General features: G+C 63.8%; 19 protein-coding genes and 2 pseudogenes. 14 read left to right on the top strand and 7 right to left on the bottom strand.

What is annotated here, in order from left to right:
- Positions 1-154 precede the first annotated feature (154 nt).
- The 3 genes and pseudogenes from ASD99_RS00090 to ASD99_RS00100 form a co-directional block, all read right to left on the bottom strand.
- Positions 155-2,527 carry an aldehyde dehydrogenase family protein gene (locus tag ASD99_RS00090; RefSeq protein ID WP_057142370.1) on the bottom strand — a complete coding sequence of 791 codons (2,373 nt, stop codon included), beginning with the start codon at positions 2,525-2,527 and terminating at the stop codon, positions 155-157.
- Positions 2,528-2,591: 64 nt separating this feature from the next.
- Positions 2,592-3,639: pseudogene (gene deoC / locus ASD99_RS00095) on the bottom strand (deoxyribose-phosphate aldolase).
- A gap of 214 nt (positions 3,640-3,853) precedes the next feature.
- On the bottom strand, positions 3,854-4,681 hold the full coding sequence (locus tag ASD99_RS00100; protein WP_057142371.1) for a ferredoxin--NADP reductase: 828 nt from the start codon (positions 4,679-4,681) through the stop codon (positions 3,854-3,856).
- A 219-nt stretch (positions 4,682-4,900) separates the two neighbouring features.
- Here ASD99_RS00100 and ASD99_RS00105 point away from each other — a divergent pair, with 219 nt between their 5' ends.
- From ASD99_RS00105 to ASD99_RS00115, 3 genes and pseudogenes are all read left to right on the top strand, one after another.
- Positions 4,901-6,985: a hydantoinase/oxoprolinase family protein gene (locus ASD99_RS00105; RefSeq protein ID WP_057142372.1), complete on the top strand. Its 2,085-nt coding sequence runs from the start codon at positions 4,901-4,903 to the stop codon at positions 6,983-6,985.
- A 1-nt stretch (position 6,986) separates the two neighbouring features.
- Positions 6,987-8,726, top strand: coding sequence for a hydantoinase B/oxoprolinase family protein (locus ASD99_RS00110; protein WP_057142373.1), 1,740 nt, complete (start codon positions 6,987-6,989; stop codon positions 8,724-8,726).
- A 125-nt stretch (positions 8,727-8,851) separates the two neighbouring features.
- Positions 8,852-9,253 (top strand): annotated as a pseudogene (locus ASD99_RS00115) (transporter substrate-binding domain-containing protein); the annotation flags it as partial.
- Positions 9,254-9,498: 245 nt separating this feature from the next.
- Here the strand turns inward: ASD99_RS00115 and ASD99_RS00120 are convergent.
- The 3 genes from ASD99_RS00120 to ASD99_RS00130 form a co-directional block, all read right to left on the bottom strand.
- Positions 9,499-10,158, bottom strand: a complete 660-nt coding sequence (locus tag ASD99_RS00120; protein WP_057142652.1) for a methionine ABC transporter permease — start codon at positions 10,156-10,158, stop codon at positions 9,499-9,501.
- On the bottom strand, positions 10,139-11,236 hold the full coding sequence (locus tag ASD99_RS00125) for a methionine ABC transporter ATP-binding protein (RefSeq protein WP_057142374.1): 1,098 nt from the start codon (positions 11,234-11,236) through the stop codon (positions 10,139-10,141). The genes ASD99_RS00120 and ASD99_RS00125 overlap by 20 nt, the downstream gene beginning before the upstream one ends.
- A gap of 84 nt (positions 11,237-11,320) precedes the next feature.
- The gene (locus ASD99_RS00130) at positions 11,321-12,175 is read right to left on the bottom strand and encodes a MetQ/NlpA family lipoprotein (RefSeq protein WP_057142375.1); all 855 of its coding nucleotides are present in this window, start codon (positions 12,173-12,175) and stop codon (positions 11,321-11,323) included.
- 480 nt (positions 12,176-12,655) lie between these two features.
- Here ASD99_RS00130 and hpaR point away from each other — a divergent pair, with 480 nt between their 5' ends.
- The 8 genes from hpaR (at position 12,656) to ASD99_RS00170 (ending at position 21,328) form a co-directional block, all read left to right on the top strand.
- The gene (hpaR, locus tag ASD99_RS00135; protein ID WP_244497594.1) at positions 12,656-13,078 is read left to right on the top strand and encodes a homoprotocatechuate degradation operon regulator HpaR; all 423 of its coding nucleotides are present in this window, start codon (positions 12,656-12,658) and stop codon (positions 13,076-13,078) included.
- Positions 13,079-13,197: 119 nt separating this feature from the next.
- On the top strand, positions 13,198-14,292 hold the full coding sequence (locus tag ASD99_RS00140; protein WP_056592711.1) for a transporter substrate-binding protein: 1,095 nt from the start codon (positions 13,198-13,200) through the stop codon (positions 14,290-14,292).
- The gene (locus tag ASD99_RS00145; RefSeq protein ID WP_057142377.1) at positions 14,289-14,906 is read left to right on the top strand and encodes an ANTAR domain-containing response regulator; all 618 of its coding nucleotides are present in this window, start codon (positions 14,289-14,291) and stop codon (positions 14,904-14,906) included. Before ASD99_RS00140 ends, ASD99_RS00145 begins: the two co-directional genes overlap by 4 nt.
- Before the next feature lie 19 nt (positions 14,907-14,925).
- Positions 14,926-15,792: an ABC transporter permease gene (locus tag ASD99_RS00150; protein WP_200950961.1), complete on the top strand. Its 867-nt coding sequence runs from the start codon at positions 14,926-14,928 to the stop codon at positions 15,790-15,792.
- Positions 15,789-16,709 carry an ABC transporter permease gene (locus ASD99_RS00155; protein ID WP_056592721.1) on the top strand — a complete coding sequence of 307 codons (921 nt, stop codon included), beginning with the start codon at positions 15,789-15,791 and terminating at the stop codon, positions 16,707-16,709. The genes ASD99_RS00150 and ASD99_RS00155 overlap by 4 nt, the downstream gene beginning before the upstream one ends.
- A gap of 66 nt (positions 16,710-16,775) precedes the next feature.
- Positions 16,776-18,419, top strand: coding sequence for an ABC transporter substrate-binding protein (locus ASD99_RS00160; protein ID WP_057142379.1), 1,644 nt, complete (start codon positions 16,776-16,778; stop codon positions 18,417-18,419).
- The gene (locus ASD99_RS00165) at positions 18,409-19,353 is read left to right on the top strand and encodes an acetamidase/formamidase family protein (protein WP_057142380.1); all 945 of its coding nucleotides are present in this window, start codon (positions 18,409-18,411) and stop codon (positions 19,351-19,353) included. Before ASD99_RS00160 ends, ASD99_RS00165 begins: the two co-directional genes overlap by 11 nt.
- A gap of 211 nt (positions 19,354-19,564) precedes the next feature.
- Positions 19,565-21,328: an ABC transporter ATP-binding protein gene (locus ASD99_RS00170; RefSeq protein WP_057142381.1), complete on the top strand. Its 1,764-nt coding sequence runs from the start codon at positions 19,565-19,567 to the stop codon at positions 21,326-21,328.
- Positions 21,329-21,356: 28 nt separating this feature from the next.
- Here the strand turns inward: ASD99_RS00170 and ASD99_RS00175 are convergent, their stop codons facing one another.
- Positions 21,357-22,115 (bottom strand): LuxR C-terminal-related transcriptional regulator, encoded by a 759-nt coding sequence (locus tag ASD99_RS00175; RefSeq protein WP_082583097.1) that lies wholly within the window; start codon positions 22,113-22,115, stop codon positions 21,357-21,359.
- 427 nt (positions 22,116-22,542) lie between these two features.
- Between ASD99_RS00175 and ASD99_RS00180 the strand changes: the two genes are divergently transcribed.
- From ASD99_RS00180 to ASD99_RS00190, 3 genes are read left to right on the top strand one after another with little or no spacing between them, the layout of a single operon-like run.
- The gene (locus tag ASD99_RS00180) at positions 22,543-23,751 is read left to right on the top strand and encodes an ABC transporter substrate-binding protein (protein ID WP_057142383.1); all 1,209 of its coding nucleotides are present in this window, start codon (positions 22,543-22,545) and stop codon (positions 23,749-23,751) included.
- Positions 23,752-23,763: 12 nt separating this feature from the next.
- Positions 23,764-24,543, top strand: coding sequence for an ABC transporter ATP-binding protein (locus ASD99_RS00185; RefSeq protein ID WP_057142384.1), 780 nt, complete (start codon positions 23,764-23,766; stop codon positions 24,541-24,543).
- Positions 24,536-25,246 (top strand): ABC transporter ATP-binding protein, encoded by a 711-nt coding sequence (locus tag ASD99_RS00190; protein ID WP_056592739.1) that lies wholly within the window; start codon positions 24,536-24,538, stop codon positions 25,244-25,246. Before ASD99_RS00185 ends, ASD99_RS00190 begins: the two co-directional genes overlap by 8 nt.
- The last annotated feature ends 2 nt before the right edge of the window (positions 25,247-25,248 follow it).

The following is a 25,248-nucleotide window of genomic DNA, read 5'->3' on the forward strand; positions in this document are numbered from 1 at the left end:
AAGAACATGCGTCCGGGCGTCAAGCCCGAACGCGTGACCTTCGCGACGGCAGATGTAATGCACATCGCCAGCCCTGATGCAACGGCTTGTATGACAACCGGGCAACTTGTTGCGCTGCCTTGGTTCGTCCAATCGCAACGCGCCTTAGCGACGTTCAGTCGCCGTAAGGCACCCAGACGTTCTTGACCTCGACGGCACGGCGCAGCAGGGCATCGCCGGCAACCTCGTCGGATGCCCAGTCGAGGCTGCGGCCATTGCCGGTCCAGACGCGCTTGAGATTGCCGACGGAGTCGGCCTCCGCCTTGGCGCAGGTGTCGGCATCGGCAAACAGCCAGAGCCCGTCGACATCGTCGTGCTTGGCCAGAACGCCTGCAAGTTCCGCGGTGCGGCCGGTGACGATGTTGATGGCGCCGGCCGGAACGTCGGAATACTCGATGACCTGATAGAGATCGGTGGCCAGCAGCGGATAGCGCTCGGACGGCACGGCGACCACCGTGTTGCCCATCGCGAGTGCGGGTGCAATCAGCGAGATCAGGCCAAGCAGCGGCGAGCTATCCGGCGCGACGATGCCGACGACCCCGACCGGTTCATGCAGGGCCAGCGTCACGGCTCGCGCCGGCGGCTGGTGCACGCGGCCCTCGAACTTGTCGGCAAGGCCGGCATAGAGGAACAGCCGCTCGATAGTTTGGTCAACTTCTTCCCGCGCGGCCTTGGGCGTAGCGCCGGTTAGCTCGATGAGGCGAGCGGCAAACTCGCCGGCGCGGCCGGAAAGGTTCTCCGCAAGATAGTAAAGCACCTGGGACCTGTTATAGGCGGTCGCCTCGGGCCAGCTCTTGCAGGCGCGGGCTGCGGAGACGGCATCGCGGATATCCTTGCGGCTGCCGAGCCCGACCTCGCCGGCAAGCTTGCCTTTGGCGGTGGCGATGGTCAGCGAATAATTGCCGTCCGGCCGCACCTGTTTGCCGCCGATGAACAGCTTTGCCGTGCGGTCGATCGTGTCGCCGTCCGGCTGCTCGGCAGGCTTCGCCGAGATCGTCGCCGGCTTGATGACCGGGCCGAGCGGCAGTTTCGCCGTGAGATATTCGAACATGCCTTCACGCCCGCCTTCGCGGCCGAATCCGCTTTCACGGTAACCGCCGAAGCCGCAGGCGGCGTCGAACATGTTGGTACCGTTGACCCAGACGACGCCGGCCTTCAGCTGCGGCGCGACATGCAGGGCAAGGTTAACGTTCTCGCTCCACACCGAGGCGGCGAGCCCGTAGCGCGTGTTGTTGGCAAGCTCGATCGCTTCCTCGGTGTTGCGGAAAGTCATGGTGGCCAGAACCGGGCCGAACACCTCTTCCTGCGCCAAGATATTAGCCGGCGAAACACCAGTGGCGAGCGTCGGCAGATGGTAGTAACCGGAGGCAGGCAGCGCCGCATCCGGCTGCCAGCAGACAGCGCCTTGCCTGGCGCCTTCGGCGACCAGATCCTTGACGCGGTCGAGTTGTGTCAAGTCCACCAGCGGGCCGATGTCGGTGTTCTTGTCCAGCGGGCTGCCGACGCGCAGCCGGCTCATTCGTGTCTTGACCTTGGCGATCAAAGCGTCGGCGATGCCTTCCTGCACCAGAAGCCGCGAGCCGGCGCAGCAGACCTGGCCCTGGTTGAACCAGATGCCGTCGACCAGTCCCTCGACGGCGCTGTCGAGATCGGCGTCTTCGAAGACGATGAAGGCAGATTTGCCGCCAAGCTCCAGCGACAGCTTCTTGCCCGAGCCGGCAGTGGCTTTCCTGATGATCTTGCCAACCTCGGAAGAGCCGGTGAAGGCGATCTTCTGGATGCCGGGATGGTTGACGATGGCCACGCCCGCCTCAGGCCCGCCCTGGACGATGTTGACGACGCCTTTCGGCACGCCTGCGCGCTCGCATATCTCGGCGAACAGAATGGCGGTCAGCGGTGTGAATTCGGCTGGCTTCAGCACCACGGTGCAGCCAGCGGCGAGCGCCGGCGCGATCTTCCATGCCAGCATCAACAGCGGAAAATTCCACGGGATGATCTGGCCGACGACACCGACGCCTTTGTGGCCGGGAAAATCCCTGTCCAGCGCCTGCGCCCAGCCGGCATGGTGGATGAAATGGCGGATCGCCAGCGGCACGTCGATGTCGCGACTTTCGCGGATCGGTTTGCCATTGTCGATGGTCTCCAGCACCGCGAACAGGCGCTGGTGCCGCTGCATGGCGCGGCCGATGGCATAAAGTACCTTGGCGCGCTGATAGCCTGAGGCTGCCGACCACTTCGGCAGCGCCTTGGTGGCGGCCGCAACCGCCGCATCGATATCGGCGGCACTGGCGTCGGACACTTTCGCCAGCAGCTTGCCGGATGACGGCTCGCTGGTCTCGAAAGTCTTGCCGCCGGAAGCGGCTTTCCAGTCGCCGCCGATGAACAGCGCCTTGGAAAAGTCGCGTGCGGCAAGCCATGCGTCGGCCTCGTTGCGGGCTTCCGGCGCCGGGCCGTACTCCATGGCGTGATAGCGATCGAGGATATTCATCAGGTGCCTCCTTCACCCTCCCGCCTGGGAGGGTCGATCGGCAAAGCCGATCGGGGTGGTGCGTTCAAGCCATCGCGTGGCGATGATTGGCCGAATAGTGTCCGGTCAGATGGTGCTCGAGCTGGCGCTCGATGTCGGTCAGCAGGCTCGAGGCGCCGAAGCGGAACAGCTCGGGCTCCAGCCATGGCCGGCCGAGTTCTTCCTTCATCAGCACCAGCCAGTCGAGCGAGGCCTTTGCCGTCGAAATGCCGCCGGCCGGCTTGAAGCCGATGAGATAGCCGGTTTCCTCGAAATAGGCCCTGATGGCGCGCACCATGGCGAGGCCGACGGGCAGCGTCGCGTTGACGCTTTCCTTGCCGGTCGACGTCTTGATGAAGTCGGCGCCGGCCATCATCGCCACCATCGAGGCCAGCACGACATTGCGCAGCGTGGCGAGGTCGCCGGTGCCGAGGATGACCTTCAGATGCGCGTCACCACAGGCGGCGCGCATCGAGACGATCTCGTTGTAAAGCTCCCGCCACTTGGCGCCGAACACCAGGCCGCGCGGAATGACGACGTCGATCTCGTCGGCACCGTCGCGAACCGAGGCCTCGATTTCCTGCAGGCGGGTCGACAGCGGCGCAAGGCCATGCGGGAAGGCGGTGGAGACGGCGGCGACATGAATGCCGGTGCCGCGCACGGCATCGACGGCGGTGGCGACGAAGGGATGGTAGACGCAGACCGCGGCTGGGCGGATGGTTTCGCCCGATATGCCGAGGCCCTCGACAATGTCGCGGCGGAACGGATTGATCGCCTTGGCGCAGAGCCGGCGCACGCGCTCCTCGGTGTCGTTGGAATTCAGCGTCGTCAGATCCATGCAGGCGACGGCGCGCAGCAGCCAGGCCGCCTGGTTGTCGGCCTTAATCGAGCGCCGCTTGGTCAGGCTGGCGACGCGCCGTTCCAGCGCCGAGCGATTGACGCTGCGCACCGATTCCATGAAGCCGAGGTCGAGCTTCATGCCTGGATTGCGCGATACGATGGTCGTGCGGAACAGCTGTGTTGGCGGCGGCACGCGCGGGCAGCGGCGTCACCTTGGACGAGCCGACATCGGCTTCGCGGATTGTGCTGCTCATCTCCTGCCCTTTCATTCAGCGACGTGCGCCTATGTCTTGGTGCGCATCGTCTTCCCAAAACCGCACGACACTTTTGGGCGACACGCACGAAGATAGACCGTGAATTAACGCTTCACGAGTCCTTAGGGCGCTCATAGCTGAAAAAAGGCTGCGAAAGCAGCTAGATTTTGATCGAAAGGTCAAAATGCGGATATGAGAGTGTTGACGCCCGGCTCTAGCCGACGAAGGCGCGCTCGACCACGAAAGTCGCCGGATGGCTCAGCGAGCCTTCCACGAAACCGAGGCTTTCGGCCAGTTCCTTGACGTCCTTCAGCATATGCATCGAGCCGCAGATCATGATGCGGTCGGTTTCCGGGTTGAGCTTGTCGATGCCGAGATCGCTGTAGAACTTGCCGGAGCCGATCAGCGCGGTGATGCGGCCCATGCAGGCCGACTCTTCGCGGGTCGTCGAATTGTAGAGCGTGACGCGGCCGGCGGTCAGTTCGCCGATCAGCGGGTCGCTTTCCAGCGCCGCCACCAGTTCCTGGCCGTAGGTCAACTCGGCATTGTCGCGGCAGGTATGGGTCAGGATCAGCTGATCGAATTTTTCGTAGGTGTCGGGGTCGCGCAACAGGCTGGCGAAGGGCGCGATGCCGGTGCCGGTCGAGATCATGAACAGCCGCTTGGCCGGCGTCAGCGCGTCGACCACCAGGGTGCCGGTAGACTTCTGGCGCATGATGACCGTGTCGCCGACCTGAATCTTCTGCAGCTCCGAGGTCAGCGGGCCATCCGGCACCTTGATCGAGAAGAATTCCAGCTCCTCGTCCCAAGCCGGGCTCGCCACCGAATAGGCGCGGTACACCGGCTTCTCGGCATTGGGCAGGCCGATCATGACGAACTCGCCGGAGCGGAAGCGCAGCGACTGCGGACGGGTGATGCGGAACGAGAACAGCCGGTCGGTATAGTGCTTCACCGAGACGACGGTCTCGGCATAGACGTTGGCCGGAATCGGGAATTGCAGCGGGCGGGCGCCGGCGGTGTTGAGAGCGGATGTGGTGTTCATCAAATCCAACCTTCTGGGCCAACTGCGGACGCGGGCGCCAAACCTTCACCTGCACGACCGAACCATTCAGGTTCCGGCGTGCTGTTCGCACACTCCAAAGCGGTAGCTCTTGTGTAGGGAATTTATTAGTATACAAACGATATTTGCGTCAAGGTGCTGCCGTAAAACACCTTTCCAAACTGACACATATCCGTAGTCCGGGCATTTCGGGTTTCGACGATGAAAGAGAATATTTCGGCGCAAGCGCGCGATTCCCGGGGAAATGTCGTCGCCGGTATCGATGTCGGCGGCACCTTCACCGACCTGCTCCTGATCGACGGACGCGACGGCGGCCAGGTGCATATCGCCAAGACTCCGACCACGGTCGACAACCAGGCTTTCGGCGTCGTTTCGGCACTTGGTGCGACCGGATTTCCGATCGACGGCATCGACCTGATCGTGCATGGCACGACCACCACCACCAATGCGGTGCTCGAACGGCGGCTGGCGAAAACCGGCATGATCACCACGCGCGGCTTTCGCGACGTGATCGAGCTTGGCCGGCGCACGCGGCCGCAGGCCTATGGCATGACCGGCAGCTTCGTGCCGATCATCCCGCGCAATCTGAGGCTCGAAGTGTCGGAGCGCGTCGAGGCGTCGGGCGCGATACGCACGCCGCTCGATGAAGCCGAAATGCGCGAGGCGGTGAAGACGCTGATCGCGGCCGGTTGCGAATCCCTCGTCATCCATTTCCTGCATTCCTACGCCAACCCGGCGCATGAGCGGCGCGCCGCCGAAATCGCCGCCGAGTTCTGGCCGAACGGCTACGTCACGGCAGGCCACGCACTGCTGTCGGAAGCGCGCGAGTTCGAGCGCGGTGTCACCGCTTCGGTCAATGCCTCCGTGCAGCCGATCCTCGAGCGCTATGTCGAGCGGCTGCGCAAGGAGCTGGCTGCAAAAGGCTATGCCCGCGACTTTCTGATCATGAACGGCAATGGCGGCATGATCTCGGCCCGCTTCGTCACACGTGAATCGGCCAAGACTGTCATGTCCGGTCCGGCCTCGGGCGTCATCGCCGCCGCCTACACCGGAAAGCGCGCAGGCTTTGAAAACCTCGTCACCTACGACATGGGCGGCACCTCGACCGACGTGGCGCTGATCCGCAATGCCGAGCCGGCTGTTTCGAACGAGATCGAGATCGAATATGCCATGCCGATCCATGTGCCGATGGTGGCGGTGCACACGGTCGGCGCCGGCGGCGGCTCGATCGCGCGTGTCGATGCGGCCGGCCTGATCCAGATCGGCCCGGAAAGTGCCGGCGCCAATCCCGGCCCGATCTGCTACGGGCGCGGCGGCGTGGAGCCGACCATCACCGACGCCAATCTGGTGCTCGGCCGGCTGGCGCCCAAGAAGCTGCTGGCGGTCGAAAACCCGGTCACAACAGAGCGCGTCACCGGCATCTTCGAGGAGAAGATCGGCAAGGCGACCGGCCTGTCCGGTGTCGAGGCCGCGGGTGCGGTGCTGCGGCTGGGCAACATGAAGATGGCGGGCGCCATCCGCATGGTCTCGGTCTCACGTGGCCATGACCCGCGCGATTTCGCGCTGTTTGCCTTTGGCGGCGCCGGACCGCTGCATGCGACCGCGCTGGCGCGCGAACTCGGCCTGCCCAAGGTGCTGGTGCCGGCGCGGCCGGGCATCACCAACGCGCTCGGCTGCGTCGTCGCCGACCTGCGCCACGACTTCGTCAACACCATCAACCAGCCGGTGTCGGTGCTCGACGAAACACAGCTTCACGCGGTATTGGAACGGCACCGAAACGAAGGCGAGGAGCTGATCGGCAAGGAAGCGGTGAAGCCGGAGACGATCCGCGTCACCCACTCCGCCGACATGCAGTTCGTCGGCCAGACCCACATCATCAACGTGGCGCTGCCGTCCTCATCGGTGACGCGGGCAACGCTGCAGCAGCTGTTCGAAAAGGCCTATTTCGCCCGCTTCAAGGTCGAGCTGCCGGAAATCCGCGCCAACCTCGTCAATCTCAACACTTCGGTCACCGGCGTGCGTCCCGCGATCGATCTTTCCCGGCTGATCGACCCGGCGGGGCGCGCAACAACGCTCGACGAGGCGAGGCGCGAAATTCGGCCGGTCTGGTACAGCGGACTCTGGCACGACACGCCAGTATACGCACGCGAAAAACTGCCGCTCGACGCGGTCATCGAAGGGCCGGCGATCCTCGAACAGATGGATGCCACCACCGTGCTCGAACCCGACGACCGCGCACGCTGCGACGCCGACGGCAACATCATCATCGACATTGGCGAGGTCTGATATGAAGCTCGACGCCATCACCCTCTCGGTCCTCCAGGCGGCGTTGCAGCAGGTCTGCGACGAGATGGACCTGACTTTTTCGCGCGCCGCCTTCTCGCCTGTGATCGCCGAGGCCAACGACCGCTCCGACGGCATCTATTCGGCGCTCGACGGTTCGCTGATCGCGCAAGGCAGCCAGGGCCTGCCGGTGTTCGTCGGCGTCATGCAGTATTCGACCAGGACGGTGATCGAAATGATCGCCGATGGCCGCTGCCTGGCCCCAGAGCCGGGCGACATCTACATCGTCAACGATCCCTATCTCGGTGGCACCCATCTGATGGATGTGCGCTTTGCCATGCCGGTCTACCGGGACGGCAGGATTTTCTGCTGGCTGTCCAACACCGGCCACTGGCCCGACATTGGCGGTTCGGTGCCTGGCGGTTTTTCAGCCTCGGCGACTGCCGTCGAGCAGGAAGGCCTGCGGCTGCCGCCGGTCAAACTGTTCAAGAAGGGCGTGCTCGATCCAGAGATCTACGCCATCATCTGCTCCAACATCCGCGTCGCCGACCAGCGCATCGGCGACATCAGGGCCCAGGCAGCGGCGCTGCTGATCGGCCAGGACCGGCTTAACGGAATCCTGGATCGTTACGGCGACGAAACTGTTGTCGAGGCAATCGCCGAACTGCGCCGCCGCGCCGCCGAACAGATGCGCGCCAACATAGCGGCCATCCCCGACGGCACCTACCGCTCCAAGGCCTTCGTCGATTCCGACGGGGTGGTCAACGAGCCGCTGACCATAGCCCTTGCCGTCGAGAAACAGGGCGACACGCTGACCTTCGATTTTACCGGTTCGTCCAAACCCTGCGCCGGACCGATGAACAGCGTGCTGGCGACGACCCTGTCCTCGGTCTATCTCGCCATGCGCCACATTTTCCCCGACGTGCCGATCAGCGCCGGCGCGTTCGAGCCATTGATCATCAAGCGGCCGGAAGGCACCTTCCTCGACGCCAAATATCCGCGCCCCGTATCGGGTTGCGCCGCCGAGGTTTCGCAGCGCATCGCCGAGGCGGTGTTCGCGGCGATGGTGCAGGCGCTGCCGGACAAGGTGACGGCGGCGCCCGCAGGCTCCAGCGGCAATTTCGCGCTCGGAGGCAACGATCCGGCGCGCGGCCGCGATTACGTCATGTACCAGATCTCCGGCGGCGGCTATGGCGGCAATTCAGGTCATGACGGCCTGACCAATGGCTGCTCGACCATCGGCATTTCCAAATCGCCGCCGGTCGAGATCATGGAGCAGGCATTCCCGGTGCTCTACCGCCACTATGCCTTGCGCGAAGGCTCGGGCGGCGCCGGCAAGCATCGCGGCGGCTTTGGCCTCGCCTATGAGGTCGAGATCCTGCGTGGCGACGCCCGTGCCTCCTTCGTCATGGATCACGGCCGTTTCGGGCCGCAAGGCGCACTCGGCGGCAGGGATGGCGCGGTCAACACCGTGACTGTCTTCCGCAACGGTGAGGAGCATGTGCCGCCGCACCTCTCCAAGGAGCAGGATATCGCGCTCAAGACCGGCGACCGCGTGCGCGTCGGCACACCGGGCGGCGGCGGCTATGGCGATCCGCGTGAGCGCGATGTCGAACTGGTGCTGCGCGACGTGGCCCTAGGTTACTATACGGCTGAAGAAGCCAGTGAAAAATTTGGCGTTGTCCTGTCGGCAACGGAGTTAGCCGTCGACCGGACGGCGACAGACAAGCAGCGCGCCGGCTGACGCACCGCCGACCGCCACGGCGCGGATAGCGCACCGCGCCACGATCGCCTCAGGGCATGTCGTTTCCGTCTCCGCCGCGCGCCTGGAAGCCCGTAGACTTCTCGCGCTCAACGGAGATCTCGAACATGCGTCTTTTCGGTCGTTTCGTGCTTGCCGCTTCCGTCGCCCTTACACTGGCCACGGGTGCCTCCGCCCATGACAAGAAGCTCAGGATCGGCACCGAAGGCGCCTATCCGCCCTTCAAATACGCCAGTGCCGACGGCACGTTGGGCGGCTTCGACATCGACCTCGGCAAGGCGCTGTGCGCGCAGATGAAGGCCGAGTGCGAGTTCAGCGTGCAGGATTTCGATGGTTCCATACCGGCGCTGCAGGCCGGCAAGTTCGACGCGATCATCAACATCACCATCACGCCCGAGCGGGCCGAGAAGGTCGAGTTCACCCACAAATACTACCAGACGCCGCCGGCCATCGCGATGCCGAAGGATTCGACCATATCAGGCACTTCGCCGGACGATCTGAGGGGCAAGGCGTAGCGGAAACGCCCACCGCTTCGTCATCCGGGCGGAGCCAGGAGCGAAGCGACGCAGCGCAGACCCGAGGATCCATGCCGCGACTCCAACGCGTCACGACGGTGCCGAATTCTGCTCCGCTGCACGCCACGACTAAGGTCGCGGCATGGATCCTCGGGTCTCCGCGACGCCGCATCGCGGCTGCTCCGCCCGTGGATGACGAAGTTGAGGAAACCTCGGCCAATCCCAAATGTTCAGCCGGCTTATCGCCCCCGCCGATCCAACCTCGCCACTAGCCCGTCCCCCACCCATTGGATGCCGCAGACCAGGATGATCAGCACGATCACCACGGCGATCATCACGGATGTCTCAAACCGCTGATAGCCATAGCGGATGGCGAGGTCGCCGAGCCCGCCCGCGCCGATGGCGCCGGCCATCGCCGAGGCGCCGATCAGCGTCACCAGCGTTACGGTGAAACCGGCGACGATACCGGGCAGCGCTTCGGGCACCAGCACTTCGCGGATGATCGTCCAGCGGTTGCCGCCCATGGCGCGCGCTGCTTCGATCAAGCCGCGGTCGACCTCGCGCAGCGACACTTCGGCGATGCGCGCATAATAGGGCGTGGCGGCGATCGACAGCGGCACGATGGCCGCCCATGTGCCGATCGAGGTGCCGACGATCAGTCGCGTCACTGGGATCAGCGCCACCAGAAGGATGATGAAGGGCACCGAGCGGAAGCCGTTGATGACGGCGCCAAGCACGCGGTTCACCCACAGGCTTTCGGCAATGCCGCCGCGTTCGGTGGCAATCAATGCCAAGCCGAGCGGCAGGCCGAACACCAGCGAGATCAGGCCGGACGCGGCCGTCATCAGCACCGTCTCCCAGATCGAACGCAGCAGAAGCTCAAACAGGATTGGCGACATGGCCAAGCACCTCCACCCGCGCCTGGCGGGCCTTCAGGAATGTGATGACATCAGCGAGATGATTTGCATCGCTGCCAGGAACAGAGAGGAACAGCGTGCCGACGGGCTGCTGCTGGATATGGTCGATGCCGCCATGGACAAGGCGGAAGGCGCCTGGAACAGCGATGGCAAGGTCGGACAACAGCGGGCCGCTTGCCGCCTCGCCGGCCACGTCGACGCGCAGGATCGTCTCCGCGCCGGCCGCCGGCAGCAGCCGGGCCGTCAGTTCGGCCGGCAGCTGCGGCCGGATGGCGCCGAGCAGGCTTCTTGTGATGTCCGAGCGCGGGTCGGCAAACACCGACCAGACCGGCCCTTGCTCGACGATGCGCCCGGCGTCGATCACCGCCACGCGGTCGGCGATCGAACGGATCACCTCCATCTCATGGGTGATCAAAAGGATGGTCAGGCCAAGCTGCCGGTTGATGTCTTTCAGCAAGGCAAGGATGGAGCGCGTCGTCTCCGGATCGAGCGCCGAGGTGGCTTCGTCCGACAAAAGCAGCGCTGGCCGTGCGGCAAGCGCCCTGGCGATGCCGACGCGCTGCTTCTGGCCGCCCGACAGCGACGCTGGATAGGCCTTGGCTTTCTCCGACAGGCCGACGAGATCCAGCAGTTCGGCGGCGCGCTTCAGTCGCTTGGCTTTAGGGCGGCCCTCGATCTTCAGCGGCAGCGCCACATTGTCTTCGACGGTCTTGGCCGACAGCAGGTTGAAATGCTGGAAGATCATGCCGATGCGCCGCCGCAGCGGCTGCAGGTCGCGCTCGCCAAGCCGGCTGATCTCGCGGCCTTCGATGAACACCTCACCGGAGTCAGGCCGTTCCAAACCGTTCAGGCAGCGGATCAGCGTCGACTTGCCGGCGCCGCTGCGGCCGATGATGCCAAGAATCTCGCCCTTGCGCACCGTCAACGACACACCGTCGAGCGCCGCCGTCACACCGAAGCGGCGCTTCAGGTCGACAAGGCGCACGACATCCTGAGACGCCTCGGGCCGGGCGTGGGTCGGATCGGCGATGTCCCCGGGTGCCGTGATATGCTGGTTCATGAATGTTCCTGTTCCCGAAAACGCAATCGCGGCCCACGCCTGAGCGCGGACCGCTGTTGCTCTCGAACCGGGCTTCCGGTCGGATCAATAGGCGCTGAGGCCGGTGCCCTTGTAGACCTTGTCGAACTCAGCCTTCACCGCCTCGTTCTGATAGGAGGCGACCAACGTCTTCACCCAGGCCTCGTTTTCATTGCCGACCTTCACCGCGATGAAGTTGCGGTACGGATTGTCGGCAATGGGTTCCTGCGCGATGCGGTTTTCCGGCGACAGGCCGCTTTTCAGCGCCCAGTCGGTGTTGACCACGGCCGCATCGAGATCCTCGACCGAGCGGCCGACAATGCCGGCGTCGAGCTCCTTGATCACCACCTTCTTCGCGTTCTCGGCGATGTCGGCGGTGGTGGCCAGAATGCCGGTGCCGTCCTTCAGCTTGATCACACCCTCGTTCTGCAGCACGCGCAGCGCCCGGCCTTCGTTGGAAGGGTCGTTCGGCACGCCGATGACCGCGCCCTCGGGCAGGTCGGCAACCTTGGTGTACTTCTTCGAGTAGAGGCCGATCGGCCAGACGCCGGTATAGCCGACGCGCACGATGTGGTAGCCTTGCGTCTTGATCTGGTTGTCGAGATAGGGCTGGTGCTGGAAGGCGTTGGCGTCGATCTCGCCGCGCTCCAGCGCCTCGTTGGGCTGGGTATAGTCGTTGAACACGACGGTCTCGATGGCGAGGCCCTTCTCGGCCGCCTGGGCGACGACGACCCGCCAGACATCCTCGTCCTCGCCGCTGATGATACCGACCTTGATCGCCTTCTTGTCTTCGGCGAACGACGCGCTGGGCGCCATCAGGCTGCCGATCGCGACGGCCGATGCGAACAGCAGAGCCAAGCCGCTGCGCCGGTTGACGGTTGACGAAAGGGAAGATGGCAAAGTGTTCTTGAAGTCGGACATGATTGATCTCTGCGGTTGTGAAGTCATGGCAGCCAGGCGGATTGCCCAGCCTTGGTCACATCCTCAGAAATTCTATCGATTATATCAAAGAACGCGTTTCGCAATTGTCGTCAAAACCGGGAATATTCTCTCAAAATTGTCATTCGGGAGAGAACAGGACGACGGCGGTCGACGGCAGCGAGGCTGAGCGGCGATCCCGCGCGCCTCGGGAGGGAGGTCAGATTTGTTGGCACCGAGGTCTGCCGAGGACTCACGGGAAAGGCAAGTTCGCGGCTCGTTCGCAAGTATTGTCTTACTGTAGTTAACGAGTTAATTTAGCAATGACGTCGATTCTGGCATTGAACCCGGCCCGACGACACCGTGGTATCAAGAACAGATTTCGGCAAGCAGGTCAGGCCGAGGTCAAAACCTGTTTCGATCGCAAGCGAGCGTTGGAGGACCTCTCACGTGCTGCCTGAAAACACCCGTCGTTCCCTGCCAATGGCGCTGCTTCATGCCCGCGAGGCCGTGATGGTGCGGTTTCGTCCCATGCTCGCCGCGCATGACGTAACCGAGCAGCAATGGCGCGTGCTGCGTGTGCTCAGCGAAGCCGGCCCGGTCGAAGCGACGGAGCTTGCCGATCGCGCCTCGGTGCTGCCGCCCAGCCTGACGCGCATCATCAAGGCGCTCGAGAGACGCAAATTCATCACCCGCAACAAGGCGAAAGGCGACGGCCGCCGCGTCGTGCTGACCCTCGCCCCGGCCGGCTCCGCTTTGATCGATGCGCTTTCGCCAGAGCGTCGCGTCATTTATGACGACATCGAACAGCGCCTTGGCCACGAGAAGCTTCAGCAGTTGCTCGATCTCCTGGAGAGCTTGGAAGCAGTTGCAGCAAGGTTGAGCTGCACTTTCCCGCTTGACTGACCCGCCGGACCGAATACGCTAGCGCAAAATACCGGCTCTGATCGCCGGGCGGCAAGAATGCCTCGTATGCCTCGCCTCTCCGGCGCTGGCTGCGGGGCATTGTCATTTTGGAGATCTGTTTGAAACGGCGCATCGAGATCGGCATCCTGTATTCCCGCTCGGGGAGCTATCAGCTCGTGTCCGATGCGTGCCGCATGGGCGCCATGCGCGCGATCGCCGACATCAACGCCGACCGCAGCTCAGGCATCGAGCTGGTGCCGGTCGAGCGCGATCCGCAAAGCAATGCGGACCGCTACGCGACGCTTTGCGAGGACATCTTCAAGACCAGCAGCGCGCGCCATGTCGTCGGCTGCGTCACCTCCTGGAGCCGCAAGGAGACGATCCCGGTTTTGGAGAAAGCCGGCGGCATGCTCTGGTACGCCTGCCCCTATGAGGGCTTCGAGGCCAACGAGCACGTCGTCTACATGCACGCTTGCCCCAACCAGCATCTGGTGCCGCTGATGGCCCATGTCGTGCCGCGCTTCGGTGCCAACGGCTTCCTGCTCGGCTCGAACTACATCTGGGGCTGGGAGATGAACCGCGTCGCCCGCGACCTGATCGCCGATGCCGGCGGCAAGGTTCTGGGCGAACGCTATCTACGCATCGGCGAAACCGACGTGTCGCGTCTGATCGGGGAGATCCGGGCCACGCGGCCGAACTTCATCCTCAACAATCTGATCGGCACCTCGTCCTACGCCTTCCTGGCGGCCTATCGCGACTTGGGCGACGAGGATCCGGCCTTCAGCCCTGAAATCTGTCCCGTCATCTCCTGCAACCTCACCGAGGGCGAGTTGCCGGCGATCGGTGAATCCGGGAAAGGGCATTTGTCGGTGGGGCCGTATTTCGCACCGCGCCCGGCCGCCTTCGCCTCGTCCTTCGAGGCCTCCGCCTATGCCTCCGTGCAAGTGATGGCCGACGTGCTCTCGCGCGATGCCGACGCCGGTCCGGCGGAATTTTCCAAAGCCTTCGCCGAGCGGCGCTTCTCCACCCGGCTCGGGCCGATCGCCATCGACGCCCGCTCCCAGCACGCGACGCTGCCGGTGATCATCGGGCGCATCGCGGACGGTTTCTTCGAGGTCGTCAGCCGCGAGGACGAGGTCGCGCCGGACCCGTATCTGTCGCGCTATGACCCTGCAAAAGCATTCGGCCGGCCGCGCCTGAGGGTGGTGTCGTGACCAGAACACCGCGCATCCCAAACCTCGGTGGCGCCAAGGCCTTCATCCTGCATCGGCCGCATCCGACGGTGCAGGCGATCACCAGGCAATTGTCGGCGATCGGCCTGATCACCCTAGACTGCTGGCCCGAACTGCCGCCCGAGGCGCTGGCGGCCGATTTCGTCTTCTTCGACGCCGATCTCGGCTTTGACGAGCAGTTCCCCTGGGAGCCGGGCGAAGCGCCGATGCCGCTGGTGGCGCTGATCGGTTCGGAGGCGCCGGGCCGCATTGAATGGGCGCTGTCGCACAAGGCCGACGCGCAGCTGCTGAAGCCGGTCGGCAATGCCGGCGTCTACAGCGCGCTGCTGATCGCGCGGCAGAGTTTCGAGGCACGCAAACACCTGGCCAGCGAGATCGCCTCGCTTCGTCAGCGCGTCGCCGAGCGCCAGACCATCGTGCGTGCGGTGGCGGCATTGTCGAAGGGCACTGACGACGACCGCGCCTATGCGCAGCTGCGCTCGCTGGCGATGAGCTGGCAGATCAGCGTCGAGGATGCCGCACGCCGGATCGTGGCGATGACAAGCGAGGAAGTAACGGGGGAAGAAGGCGGCGATGACCAGTCCCATCGCGCCTGATCTCACCGCGCCAGGGCGTATGCCGGTCAAACCGCGCGCCGGCGTCTGGCGCCGGCTGATCAAGCGCCGTCTGGCATTGCTCGGCCTGGTGATCGTCGCCATTGTCGTTGCCGGCGCTGTATTGGCGCCATGGCTGACCGGCTACGACCCCAACGAGCAGATGTTCGACGGCCTGACCATCGAGGGCTCGCCCTTGCCGCCGGATGCAAAATTCTGGCTGGGCACCGACCTGCTTGGCCGTGATCTGTTGACCCGCATCCTCTACGGCGCCCGCACCTCGCTGATCATTGGCATCGTCGCCAATGGCGTGGCCCTTTTGATCGGCACGCTGGTTGGCGTTGTTGCCGGCTATTTCCGCGGCTGGGTCGGAAGCGCGTTGATGCGCTTCACCGACCTGATGATGGCGTTTCCGGCATTGCTGCTCGCCATTTGCCTGGCGGCGGTATTCGAGCCCAGCCTGTGGATCGTTGCCATGGTCATCGCGCTGGTCAACTGGGTGCAGACCGCGCGCGTCATCTACACCGAGACCAGCTCATTGGCCGAACGCGAGTTCATCGATGCCGAGCGCACCATTGGCGCCAGCGCACCGCGCATCCTGTTTCGCCACATCCTGCCGCATCTGCTGCCGACCATCATCGTCTGGGGCACGCTCGGCATTTCCACCACGGTGCTGCTCGAGGCGACGCTCTCCTTCCTCGGCATCGGCGTGCAGCCGCCGACGGCGTCCTGGGGCAACATCATCTTCGAGAACCAGACCTACTTCCAGGCCGCACCCTGGCTGGTGTTCTTCCCCGGGGCGGCGATCCTGGCGCTGGCACTGGCCTTCAACCTGATCGGCGACGCGTTGCGCGACATCCTCGATCCGACGCAAAGAGGCCGGGCATGATCGCCTATCTCGGCCGCCGCCTCATCCAGTCGCTGCTGATCCTGCTCGGCGTCTCGCTGATCACCTTCGCGCTGCTCTATCTCTTGCCGGCCGACCCGGTGCGCCAGATCGCTGGCCGCAGCGCCACGCCGCAGACGGTCGAGAACATCCGCCAGCAGCTCGGCCTCGACCAGCCCTTCGCCGTCCAGTACTGGCGCTATCTGGTGAAGCTCATCAGCGGCGATCTCGGCCGCTCCTACATCCAGCGCTCCGAGGTCACCGAGCTGATCGTCTCGCGGTTGCCCGCCAGCCTGCTTTTGATGGTCGGCGCCATCCTGTGCGAGCTGTTGCTCGGCCTCAGCATGGGCCTGATCGCCGCGGTCAGGCGCGGCACGGCCACCGACCAGACATTGATGGTCGCCTCCTTCGTCGGCGTCTCGGCACCGCAATTCGTCGTCGGCCTGCTGCTGCTCTACGTCTTTGCCGTGCGGCTCGGCTGGTTTCCGATCGGCGGCTACGGCACCTGGCGCCATCTCGTGCTGCCGTCGCTGACCATGGGCATCCTCGGCGCAGGCTGGTACGCCCGCATGATGCGCTCGTCGATGATCGACGTGCTGCGCCAGGATTACGTGCGCACCGCCCGTGCCAAAGGCCTGGCACGCCGCGCCATCATCTTCCGCCATGCCTTGCCCAACGCCATCCTGCCGGTCATCGCCATGATCGGCATCGACATCGGCATCTTCATGGGCGGCATCGTCGTCGTCGAAAGCGTGTTCGGCTGGCCCGGCATCGGCCAGCTCGCCTGGCAGGCCATCCAGCGCGTCGACATTCCGATCATCATGGGGGTCACGCTGGTGTCGGCCTTCGCCATCGTGCTGGGCAATCTGCTTGCCGACATCATCGCGCCCTTCATCGACCCCCGCATCAAGCTCAGATGACAACCCGGACCTGAGCGAAGAACAACGTGAAATGACTGAAACCAAACAGAGAAAGGGAACATAAAAATGAAAAAGTTTCTCACATCCACGGTGGCGGCATCGGCGCTGGCGCTGATGCTCGGCATGACAAGCGTTCGCGCCGAGGAGGCCGTCGATCCGAACGCCAAGCAGGGCGGCGCCATCACCATCACCTACAAGGACGATGTCGCCACCCTCGATCCGGCGATCGGCTATGACTGGCAGAACTGGTCGATGATCAAGAGCCTGTTCGACGGGCTGATGGACTACGAGCCGGGCACCACAAACCTGAAGCCCGACCTCGCCGAAAGCTACGAAATCTCGCCCGACGGCAAGACCTTCACGTTCAAGCTGCGCCATGGCGTAAAATTCCACAATGGCCGCGAGATGACCGCCGACGACGTGAAATATTCGCTCGACCGCGTCACCAATCCGAAGACCCAAAGCCCCGGCGCCGGCTTCTTCGGTTCGATCAAGGGCTATGACGATGTCGCCGCCGGCAAGGCGGAAAGCCTCTCCGGCGTCACCGTCGTCGACCCCTACACCGTCAAGTTCGAGTTGACCCGGCCCGACGCCACCTTCCTGCATGTCATGGCCATCAACTTCTCGCATGTCGTGCCGAAGGAAGAGGTCGAGAAATACGGCGCCGATTTCGGCAAGCATCCGGTCGGCACCGGCGCCTTCAAGCTCACTGAGTGGACGCTCGGCCAGCGCATCGTCTTCGAGCGCAACACGGAATACTGGCACAAGGGCCTGCCGCATTTGGACAAGATCACCTTCGAGATCGGCCAGGAGCCGATCGTGGCGCTGTTGCGCCTGCAGAAGGGTGAGATTGATGTGCCCGGCGACGGCATCCCGCCGGCAAAATTCCAGGAGGTGATGGCCGATCCCGAGCAGAAGGCGCGCGTCGTCGAAGGCGGCCAGCTGCACACCGGCTACGTCACCATGAACACCACCATGGCGCCCTTCGACAATGTGAAGGTCAGGCAAGCCGTCAACATGGCGATCAACAAGGCGCGCATCATCCAGATCATCAACGGCCGCGCCGTGCCGGCCAACCAGCCGCTGCCGCCATCGATGCCGGGCTATGACAAGGAATACAAGGGCTACCCCTATGACGTCGCCAAGGCCAAGGCGCTGCTCGCCGAGGCCGGCCATCCCGATGGCTTCGACACGCAATTGTTCGCCATGAACACCGATCCCAACCCGCGCATCGCCCAGGCGATCCAGCAGGATCTGGCGGCGATCGGCATCAAGGCCGGCATTCAGTCGCTCGCCCAGGCCAATGTCATCGCCGCCGGCGGCGACAAGGCCGGCGCACCGATGATCTGGTCCGGGGGCATGGCCTGGATCGCCGATTTCCCCGATCCGTCGAACTTCTACGGCCCGATCCTCGGCTGCGCCGGAGCGGTGCCGGGCGGCTGGAACTGGTCGTGGTATTGCAACAAGGATCTCGACGCCAAGGCGGCCGAGGCAGACTCGGTGGTCGATCCGGCCAAGGCAGGCGAACGCAACAAGATGTGGAGCGCTATCTACGACAAGGTGATGGAAGACGCGCCCTGGGCGCCGGTCTTCAACGAGCAGCGTTTCACCATGAAATCGGCGCGCATGGGCGGCGCCGACAACCTCTATGTCGACCCGGTCCATATCCCGATCAACTATGACAATGTGTACGTAAAAGATGTGCAATAACTGCGACTACACCATCCACGGGCGCCATCATCATTTCGGCTGGGACAATTCGTTTGCCCCGGCCGAGCGGGTGGCGCCCGGCTCGACCATCGAGTTCCAGTGCCTCGATGCCGGCGGCGGCCAGTTGAAGCCCGACAGCACCGTTGCTGACATCGCCAAGCTCGATTTCGGCCAGATCAACCCGGTGACCGGGCCGATCTTCGTCGAGGGTGCGGAGCCGGGCGACGCGCTGAAGGTGACGATCGAGATGTTCAAACCGTCCGGCTTCGGCTGGACGGCGAACATTCCGGGTTTCGGCCTGCTCGCCGACGACTTCAAGGAGCCGGCGCTGAACATCTGGAAATACGACGCCGCCTCGCTCGAGCCGGCGCTGTTTGGCAAGAACGCCCGCGTGCCGCTAAAGCCGTTTGCCGGCACCATCGGCAATGCGCCGGCGGAGAAAGGTCACCATTCGGTGGTGCCGCCACGGCGGGTCGGCGGCAACCTCGACATCCGCGATCTCGCCGCCGGCACCACGCTCTATCTGCCGGTGGAAGTGGCCGGCGCGCTGTTTTCGGTCGGCGACACCCATGCCGCGCAAGGTGACGGCGAGGTCTGCGGCACGGCGATCGAAAGCCCGATGGATGTCGTGCTCAAGCTCGACCTGGTCAAGGATGCCAGGCTGAAGACACCGCGCTTCACCACGTCAGGCCCGGTGACGCGCCATCTCGACGCCAAGGGCTATGAGGTGACGACCGGCATCGGTCCGGACCTGATGGCCGGCGCTAGGGAAGCGGTCGCCCAGATGGTCGACCTGCTCGCCGGCCGTTACAAGATCGATCCGGTCGAGGCCTATATGCTGGCCTCGGTGTGCGGCGATCTCCGCATCAGCGAGATCGTCGACATGCCGAACTGGGTGGTGTCGTTCTACTTCCCGCGCTGCGTGTTTGAATGAACGCAGCGCTCCGTCACACCCCCCTCTGGTCTGCCGACCATCTCCCCCTCAAGGGGGGAGATCAGATGTCACTTCGGCTTTCGCCAATCTTCGATGTTGCACGTAGAAGCGCCGGCCCGCGTGACAGCCAATCTCCCCCCTTGAGGGGGAGATGTCCGGCAGGACAGAGGGGGGCGCGCCGGAATAAACCCCTCAGAACTCTGCCTTTGCGATGACCTCACCCCTCGAAACAATCCTCGACATCGCCAACCTCTCCGTCAGCGTGCGCGGCGAGGACGGTGAGCGCGAGGTCGTCTCTAACCTGTCGCTGACGCTTTCGCGTGGCGAAACGCTCTGCATCGCCGGCGAATCCGGCTCCGGCAAGTCGATGACGGCGCTAGCGATCATGCAGCTTTTGCCGCAGCCTGCAGCCCGGATTTCATCTGGCTCGATTCGTCTCGGCGATACTGATCTGGCTGGTCTCGACGAGCGCCGGATGCGCCGCATTCGCGGCGACCGCATCGCCATGATCTTCCAGGAGCCGATGACCTCGCTCAACCCGGTGCTGTCGATCGGCCGGCAGCTGACCGAATCCATCGAGGCGCATACCAGCCTGTCACAGGGCGAGGCCCGCCAGCGCGCCATCGAAGCGTTGAAGGCGGTGCGCATTTCCGAAGCTGAAAGCCGGCTAAAACAGTTTCCGCACGAGCTGTCCGGCGGCATGCGCCAGCGGGTCATGATCGCCATGGCGTTGGCGCTCGAGCCCGACGTGCTGATTGCCGACGAGCCGACGACGGCGCTCGACGTCACCGTGCAAGGCGAGGTGCTGGAGTTGCTGCGCGACCTGCAGCGCCAGCATGGTACCAGCGTCATCCTCATCACGCACGATATGGGCGTCGTCGCCGAAATGGCCGACCGCGTCATCATCATGCGGCACGGCCGCATGGTCGAAGAGGGGAGAACATCAGACATTTTTGCCGCGCCCCAAGCGGACTACACGCGCGAGCTGCTTGCCGCGGTGCCGCGCATCGGCAGCGGTGTCGGCCGCCAGAAATCCAGGGATGCCGAGACGGCAACGCCGGCCAATGTCGCCGAGGTCAAAGGCCTGCATGTCCGCTTCGACCTGCATGGCGGCTTCTTCGGTCGGGTCACCCGTCGTGTTCACGCCGTCGAAGGCGTCAGCTTCTCGATAGCACCCAACGAGACGCTGGCGCTGGTCGGCGAGTCCGGCTGCGGCAAGTCGACCACCGCCAAGGCGCTCGCCGGGCTGGTGCCCTACAGCGGCGACATCGTCATTGGCGGGCGCAATCTGTCCGGCCTCGGCCGCGACGAGCGCAAGGCGGTGCGCCGCGACGTGCAGATGATTTTTCAGGACCCCTTCGCCTCGCTCGATCCACGCATGCGCGTCGGCGATCTCGTCGCCGAGCCGCTCGTCATCCACGGCATCGCCTCGAAGGAAGAGCGCAGCGAGCGTGTGGCCGCACTGTTCGAGCGCGTCGGCCTGTCGGCCGACCAGATGGAGCTCTATCCGCATGAATTCTCGGGCGGCCAGCGCCAGCGCGTCTGCATCGCGCGCGCTCTTGCGCTGCGGCCGAAGCTGATCATCGCCGACGAAAGCGTCTCGGCGCTCGATGTCTCGGTTCAGGCGCGCGTGCTCGATCTGTTGAAGGAGTTGCAGCGCGAATTCGGCGTCGCCTATCTCTTCATCTCGCACGACATGGCCGTGGTCGAGAACATCTCCGACCGCGTGGCCGTCATGTATCTCGGCCAGATCGTCGAGATGGGCACCCGCGACCAGGTCTTTTCCAACCCGCGCCACCCCTACACCAAACGGCTGATCGAAGCCGTGCCGGTGCCCGATCCGGGCAAGCGAAGAAGCCGCTTCGCCCGCCTCGACCAGGAGATCCCAAGCGCCACCCGCAGGATCGGCGAGGCGCCGTTGAAACTGGCGCTGAGCGACGTCGGTGGCGGACATCTTGTTGCTGGTGGAAGCTGAGATCGGTGAGGGAAGCGGCTGTCGTCGATCAATTCCTGATGAGTCCCTCATACGGCGGTGTATTCAAGATGTAAGCCACCTCGGTCCGATTCCGGGCGCGAAGTTTTTTCATGATATTGCGAACATGCACCTTGACCGTGCTCTCGCACATATTGAGCTCGTAGGCGATGATCTTGTTCGCTTTCCCTCGACGCAGCGCTTCGATGACCGAGATCTGGCGTGACGTAAAAACATTGTCGTCCTGCGCCTTAATCGTTTGATGGCCGTCCTTGGCGTTTTGCGCTGATTGGAAAAGGATACTCGGTGGGATGAAAATTCCCCCTGCCGCGACGAGATGAATGGCCTTGGCTGCAACTTGCAAGCTGACGCTCGTCGGAACATAACCGCGTGCGCCGTTTTCGATCGCCTTGTGAACATCGTCAAAATTTTCGATATCGGCCAGGATGATGGCACTCACCCAAGGTTTGGTCGCTTTGAGATGGGCGATCCGGGCGAGATGGTGGTCTGCATCGGCGTTTGACCACATAGCGCACATCAAGACAGTCGAGATATTTTGCGTCTCCTCCAGATCTGCCGCGTCGAAGGCTTCGATGCTCGAGAAATGCTGGAGACGAAATGCTGGCTCGATGACCGCGAGACCTCTTGCCAGGCAGTCGCACATCAGTGATCGATCATCGATAATCGCGATCTCAATATCCGCCGCCATGAAAGCGGGGGGACTATCAGGGTCGATATCAAAAGCGCACAGGTTTTGCTGGGCCGCCTCAAATGGTTGAATCGCTGTCATAGCTCTTCCCTCCTACCGCATCTCGAACGCATTTGAGACATGGCCACCACTCCACTGTTTCTAGCTCATCCTTAGTAAGCCGAGGATTCGAGGCAGATGTATGTGAAACAAAGCACACGACGGGGAGAAGTCGATGTCCGCAACGGCCATCTCGTCGCCGCCGAGGGTTGAGGCGCTTATTGACCCGGCGGAGAGCACACCGCAGCCGCGCCGGGACTCCGGCAGCTCAAGACGACCGCCGTGCCGCTGGAGCGGTTCACATGTTTGTGTTCCATCAGGGCGGGCGCTATGCCGCCAAAGCGCGTCGCTTCGAATATGAATCCGTAATGGCCTCTTGCCGTTCATCCTCATCTTCCGCATGTTCGTCTTGCCGATGATCGATCGTGGAGGGCCGGTCGGCTTCATCGTGATGGGAGGAAGTTAGACAATGAAGCTATCTTATTTCGTTTCGGCCGCTTTTCTTGCCGCGGCTGCAGTTCCCGCCTCAGCCGCAGAAATTTCCGATGCCAAGGTCAAGATCGGCATCCTCAATGACCAGTCGGGCGTCTATGCCGATTTCGGCGGCAAGTGGTCGGTCGAGGCGGCCAAGATGGCGGTCGAGGATTTCGGCGGCAAGGTGCAGGGAGCGCCGATCGAGGTCATCAGCGCCGACCACCAGAACAAGCCGGACATTGCCTCCAACATTGCCCGGCAGTGGTACGACACCGAACAGGTCGATGCCATCATGGAGCTGACCACCTCTTCGGTGGCGCTCGCCGTCCAGGGGATTTCCAAGGAAAAGAAGAAGATCGATATCGTTACCGGTGCGGCGACCACGGAGCTGACCGGCAAACAGTGCTCGCCCTATGGCTTCCACTGGGCCTATGACACCCACTCGCAGGCGGTGGGAACCGGCGGCTCTCTCGTGCAGCAGGGCGGTGACAGCTGGTTCTTTGTCACCGTCGACTATGCATTCGGCTATTCGCTGAAGGAGCAGACCGCCAAGTTCGTCGAGAGCCACGGCGGCAAGGTACTGGGCGAAGTGCGTTATCCCTTGGGAGCGACCGATTATTCGTCCTTCCTGCTGCAGGCGCAATCGTCCGGCGCCAAGGTCATCGGCCTGGCGAATGCCGGCCTCGATACCTCCAACTCCATCAAACAGGCGGCCGAATTCGGCATTGTCCAGGGCGGCCAGCGTCTTGCAGCGCTTCTCTTCACGCTGGCCGAGGTGCATGGACTGGGCCTTCAGGCGGCGCAGGGCGTCGTGCTGACCGAGGGCTTTTACTGGGATCGCGATGACAAGAGCCGCGAATTCGGCCAGCGCTTCTTCAAGCGCACCAACCGCATGCCGAACATGATCCAGGTCGCCACCTACTCGGCGGTCACGCAATACCTGAAAGCGATCGACAAGGCTGGCACCGACGAGACCGAAGCCGTCGCCAAGCAATTGCATTCGATGCCGGTGAACGACGTCTTTACGGCCAACGGCAAGGTGCAGGCGGACGGCAACATGGTCCACGACATGTATCTTTATCAGGTCAAATCGCCAGCCGAGAGCACCAAGGAGTGGGACTACTACAAATACCTCGCCACCATTCCCGGCAACGAGGCATTCCTCAGCGAGAAGGAAAGCGGCTGTCCGACGGCCGGCCAGTGATCGGCGCGGCCGATGGCGCCGACTGACCTGGACAAGAACGAGCCGCGGGTGGTGCTTTCCGCTCGCGGGTTGCGGCGCGACTTTGCCGGCTTCGTCGCCGTCAAAAGTGTCGATCTCGATGTCCGCCATGGCAACATCCACGCCCTGATCGGACCCAACGGCGCCGGCAAGACGACCGTCTTCAATCTGCTCACCAAGTTCCTGGCGCCGACCAGCGGCAGGATCGAGCTGCTTGGCCACGACATCACCCGAACGTCACCGGCCAGGGTCGCGCGGATGGGTCTGGTGCGCTCGTTCCAGATATCGGCGATTTTTCCGCACCTCAGCGTGCTCGACAATGTGCGCGTCGCGCTGCAGCGGCCGAGTGGTCTTGCCGTTCAATTCTGGCGTTCCCTGGCGGCGCTCGATCGGCTGACGCCGCGCGCCGAGGAACTGCTGCGGTCGGTCGGTCTCGACGATGCCAGGAACAGGCTTGCCGGCGATCTTTCCTATGGCAGGAAACGCGTGCTCGAGATCGCCACGACCCTGGCGCTCGATCCGAAAGTGCTGCTGCTGGACGAGCCGATGGCCGGCATGGGGTACGAGGATGTGGCCACCGTTTCCGACCTCATCCGCTCGGTGGCCAAGGATCGCGCCGTGCTGATGGTCGAGCACAATCTGACGGTCGTGGCCGATCTTTGCGACTGGATAACGGTCATGCAGCGCGGCGAGGTCCTTGCCGCCGGCGACTACGCCACGGTTAGCCGCGACGAACGCGTGAAGGTCGCCTACATGGGCACCGCCGATGAGTAGTGCCGCACCTCTCCTTGCGGTCGGTGGTCTCAACGCCTGGTATGGCGAGAGCCATGCGCTGCACGGCGTCGATCTGGAGGTGTTTGCCGGCGAGACGGTCACGCTGCTGGGCCGCAACGGCGTCGGCAAGACCACGACGCTGCGCTCCATCATGGGGCTTATCCGCAAGCGAACCGGCCGGATCGCTTTCGACGGCCAGGACCTGATGCGGCTGCCGCTACACCGCACCGCCCATCAAGGCATCGGCTTCGTGCCGGAGGAACGCGGCATCTTCGCGACGCTGACCGTCGACGAGAATCTGGTGCTGCCACCGGTCGTGGCGGAAGGCGGCATGAGCGTCGAGGAAATATTCGATCTCTTCCCCAATCTGAAGGAGCGGCGCAACAGTCCCGGCACGAGGCTGTCGGGCGGCGAACAGCAGATGCTGGCGATCGCACGCATGTTGAGAACCGGCGTGAAAATGCTGCTCCTCGACGAGCCGACGGAGGGTCTCGCTCCCGTCATCGTGCAGCGCATCGGCGAGTTGCTGGCGACATTGAAGAAGCGCGGCATGACGATCCTGCTGGTCGAGCAGAATTTCCGCTTCGCCAGTCGTGTCGCCGATCGTTTCTATCTGATGGAGCACGGCAAGGTGGTGGCAGGGTTTCCGGTCGGCGAACTGCCGGACCGCATGACGCTGCTGCACGAAGTCCTGGGTGTATGATG

Source organism: Mesorhizobium sp. Root695 (assembly GCF_001428185.1).
In the GTDB taxonomy this organism is placed as follows: Bacteria; Pseudomonadota; Alphaproteobacteria; order Rhizobiales; family Rhizobiaceae; genus Mesorhizobium.

Excerpts from the sequence above, each read along its gene's own strand:
- hpaR (WP_244497594.1), top strand. The coding sequence starts at position 12,656 with ATGGCGCTGCTTCATGCCCGCGAGGCCGTGATGGTGCGGTTTCGTCCC.
- ASD99_RS00125 (WP_057142374.1), bottom strand. The coding sequence starts at position 11,236 with ATGAACCAGCATATCACGGCACCCGGGGACATCGCCGATCCGACCCAC.
- ASD99_RS00180 (WP_057142383.1), top strand. The coding sequence starts at position 22,543 with ATGAAGCTATCTTATTTCGTTTCGGCCGCTTTTCTTGCCGCGGCTGCA.
- ASD99_RS00165 (WP_057142380.1), top strand. The coding sequence starts at position 18,409 with ATGTGCAATAACTGCGACTACACCATCCACGGGCGCCATCATCATTTC.
- ASD99_RS00160 (WP_057142379.1), top strand. The coding sequence starts at position 16,776 with ATGAAAAAGTTTCTCACATCCACGGTGGCGGCATCGGCGCTGGCGCTG.
- ASD99_RS00175 (WP_082583097.1), bottom strand. The coding sequence starts at position 22,115 with ATGACAGCGATTCAACCATTTGAGGCGGCCCAGCAAAACCTGTGCGCT.
- ASD99_RS00105 (WP_057142372.1), top strand. The coding sequence starts at position 4,901 with ATGAAAGAGAATATTTCGGCGCAAGCGCGCGATTCCCGGGGAAATGTC.
- ASD99_RS00090 (WP_057142370.1), bottom strand. The coding sequence starts at position 2,527 with ATGAATATCCTCGATCGCTATCACGCCATGGAGTACGGCCCGGCGCCG.
- ASD99_RS00110 (WP_057142373.1), top strand. The coding sequence starts at position 6,987 with ATGAAGCTCGACGCCATCACCCTCTCGGTCCTCCAGGCGGCGTTGCAG.
- ASD99_RS00120 (WP_057142652.1), bottom strand. The coding sequence starts at position 10,158 with ATGTCGCCAATCCTGTTTGAGCTTCTGCTGCGTTCGATCTGGGAGACG.
- ASD99_RS00170 (WP_057142381.1), top strand. The coding sequence starts at position 19,565 with ATGACCTCACCCCTCGAAACAATCCTCGACATCGCCAACCTCTCCGTC.
- ASD99_RS00130 (WP_057142375.1), bottom strand. The coding sequence starts at position 12,175 with ATGTCCGACTTCAAGAACACTTTGCCATCTTCCCTTTCGTCAACCGTC.
- ASD99_RS00150 (WP_200950961.1), top strand. The coding sequence starts at position 14,926 with ATGCCGGTCAAACCGCGCGCCGGCGTCTGGCGCCGGCTGATCAAGCGC.
- ASD99_RS00190 (WP_056592739.1), top strand. The coding sequence starts at position 24,536 with ATGAGTAGTGCCGCACCTCTCCTTGCGGTCGGTGGTCTCAACGCCTGG.
- ASD99_RS00100 (WP_057142371.1), bottom strand. The coding sequence starts at position 4,681 with ATGAACACCACATCCGCTCTCAACACCGCCGGCGCCCGCCCGCTGCAA.
- ASD99_RS00155 (WP_056592721.1), top strand. The coding sequence starts at position 15,789 with ATGATCGCCTATCTCGGCCGCCGCCTCATCCAGTCGCTGCTGATCCTG.
- ASD99_RS00185 (WP_057142384.1), top strand. The coding sequence starts at position 23,764 with ATGGCGCCGACTGACCTGGACAAGAACGAGCCGCGGGTGGTGCTTTCC.